Source organism: Salmonella sp. 741265055_HSA, from assembly GCF_046569525.1.
Lineage (GTDB): Bacteria > Pseudomonadota > Gammaproteobacteria > Enterobacterales > Enterobacteriaceae > Salmonella > Salmonella enterica.
In genome coordinates this window covers 1-2663 of record NZ_JBKFSQ010000080.1, presented here as the reverse complement: position 1 = coordinate 2663, position 2663 = coordinate 1, and the positions used below count along the sequence as shown (strand labels likewise).

The following is a 2663-nucleotide window of genomic DNA, read 5'->3' as shown; positions in this document are numbered from 1 at the left end:
TGGGGACTCACTCCCTTGCCGCCTTTAAGCAACTCGAATTATTTTGGGTATATAAGGTGCGGGTAAGCCGTTCGTCGTACATCCACATAAAATAGAGGAGAGGCAGAGAACCAGTGTAGTTTTTCCTGAAAGCAAAGTCATTCAATTATTGCCCTAAAAATAAATAGTGTTATAACTATATTGGCGATTTATACCCACTGAATATGACGTAGCATTGAGGCGGCAATAGAGATAATTCCGATAGAATCACATAAACACTTCGATTAAATGCACGCAGTCAGCGACTCCTGTGACGCTGGGTATATAGCGTTAAATACTTTTGTAATATTAGATGCTATCACAGTGAAAAACGACTGTACATTTCTTCACGTTAAACAAAGTGAGAAGGGGACTGTCACCCGATATATGATAAAAGAGGTCACAGGAGTCATTAGCAAAATAAATCCTTTAGATTTCCGTCACTGAAAACATTCAGCGGCCTTTCAGGCAAAGCCTCATAGCAGACTGCGGAGGTATACGGACTCGCTAAATTTTTCTGAAAAAAATGCAGAGTGACGAATTATGAAAGATAAACGTTGGCGGCGGTAGGTCCGCGGAGGCCATTAATACGACAAAACTCAACGCGTATACCGGGGATAAGCGCTTCTGTTTCGTGTTGGCGACATGCTGAAATGTGGACCTGAACATCTTTGCGTCCATCGGGGGGGGGTGATGAGACCTTTACCGCTCTTACAATCAAAGGTTTTGACAATTCCTGTCATTTTACGAGACAAACAAATTCCTTAAAGGGGATAACGAGGCGCACTATACACGTCAGGAAAAATAATACCAGCTATATTTGATGGCAATCAAGATTCCCGGATGGCTAAAAAGTAGTCGTTCGGCACCATGGTAGATAAATAACATTATGTTCTGGAGAAAGTATTCCCTTTCATGGCGTCGTTGATTGGTGCGGACATCATGGGTTTTGTCGTCGGGCAGAACGGTGAACTAATCTGCCTGGCTTGCTTTTTATCGGTATTTGTAGGTGGTTGCGGGGTTTTACTACCAAAATCGTAGATAAAAATTTCCCATGATGCCTGTTGTAAACCAGGATAATGGCCTGAACTGGCCAAAACATGGAATGAAAGAATAAGTAATGAGCAAAGCATAAAAGCATGATGTTTCATAGCACCTCCTGTTATACGCAATGACTTGTGAAGTTCATCTCCAGAATTATGGAGCGTCATTGGCATTTTTTATTCAACGAAGAGTTAACCATTCTTAATAATAATGGGTTTTATAGAGAAATAGACTTTTTTATCGGGTTTTCAATATTTGCGTCCGTTATTATTTTTCTGGAATGTAAACTCTCTCTCAACACAGGTGAGATTTATGTTGGAATTGTGGTATTGATTCTATTCTTATAACAAGAGATGTTGTAGTTGATAGCCATATTAAAAAATTAAATCGGAGTGGGAATAATGCGTGCTGAGCATCATGGTGAATATGTTTACGGTGCCTGCGGTGGCATTGAAGCACAATGCGTTATGTTCTGGTTTATATGGCGAGTTTACTTAATGACATGTTTTTAGTCGATCGACGTCAAATCTATTAATATGTTGTGAAAATTTCCTTTAAATATCAAAATGTCGTGCGGCGAGTTGATTGTTCTATAGTGACTAAATACTTTATAGTTTCTGTTAAATATATATGCGTGAGAAAAATTAGCATTCAAATCTATAAAAGTTAGATGACATTGTAGAACCGGTTATCTTAAGGAGCGATAGAGAACTTCGGTAGTAAAAATATCTTTCAGGAAGTAAACGCATCAGGAGCGATAGCGGTGAATTATTCCTGGTTATGTCGATTCGGCATAGTGGCGATAACTGAATGCCGGATCGGTACTGCAGGTGTTTAAACACACCGTAAATAAGAAGTAGTATTAGGGAGTTGTTATGAAAAAGATTATTTTATCCACTTTAGTTATTATTACAAGCGTTTTGGTTGTAAATGCTGCACAGGCTGATACTAACGCCTTTTCCGTGGGGTATGCACAAAGTAAAGTTCAGAATTTCAAAAATATCCGAGGAGTAAATGTGAAATACCGTTATGAGGATGACTCTCCGGTAAGTTTTATTTCCTCGCTAAGTTACTTATATGGAGACAGCCAGGACTCCGGGTCTATTGAGCCTGAAGGTATCCATTACCATGACAAGTTCGAGGTGAAGTACGGCTCTTTAATGGTTGGGCCAGCCTATCGATTGTCTAACAATTTTTCGTTATACGCGCTGGCAGGTGTCGGCACGGTAAAGGCGACGTTTAAAGAACATGCCACTCAGGATGGCGATTCTTTTTCTAACAAAATTTCCTCAAGGAAGACGGGATTTGCCTGGGGCGCGGGTGTACAGATGAATCCGCTGGAGAATATCGTCGTCGATGTTGGGTATGAAGGAAGCAACATCTCCTCTACAAAAATAAACGGCTTCAACGTCGGGGTTGGATACCGTTTCTGAAACGCATGAGCTATGCGGAAGGTTCGCCTTCCGCACCGCCAGTCAATAAAACAAGGCTTCTTTACTATTAACACGTACCTGCCTGTCTTTTCTCTCTTTGTTATAGTGACGCTGCATATACCCAAAATAATTCGAGTTGCTTAAAGGCGGCAAGGGAGTGAGTCCCCA

General features: G+C 40.7%; 2 protein-coding genes and 2 pseudogenes. 1 reads left to right on the top strand and 3 read right to left on the bottom strand.

Annotated features, from left to right (window positions below; genetic code table 11):
• Window positions 1–51: 51 nt before the first annotated feature.
• The 3 genes and pseudogenes from ACLD4K_RS21900 to pagD all read right to left on the bottom strand — a co-directional run.
• Window positions 52–141 (bottom strand): annotated as a pseudogene (locus ACLD4K_RS21900) (lipoprotein EnvE); the annotation flags it as partial.
• Window positions 142–559: 418 nt separating this feature from the next.
• Window positions 560–773: pseudogene (cspF, locus tag ACLD4K_RS21895) on the bottom strand (cold shock-like protein CspF).
• Between the two features lie 132 nt (window positions 774–905).
• Window positions 906–1169 carry a virulence protein PagD gene (pagD, locus tag ACLD4K_RS21890; protein WP_183059742.1) on the bottom strand — a complete coding sequence of 88 codons (264 nt, stop codon included), beginning with the start codon at window positions 1167–1169 and terminating at the stop codon, window positions 906–908.
• Between the two features lie 768 nt (window positions 1170–1937).
• On the opposite strand from pagD, the gene pagC reads away from it, so the two are divergent.
• Window positions 1938–2495: a virulence membrane protein PagC gene (gene pagC, locus ACLD4K_RS21885; protein ID WP_411012503.1), complete on the top strand. Its 558-nt coding sequence runs from the start codon at window positions 1938–1940 to the stop codon at window positions 2493–2495.
• The last annotated feature ends 168 nt before the right edge of the window (window positions 2496–2663 follow it).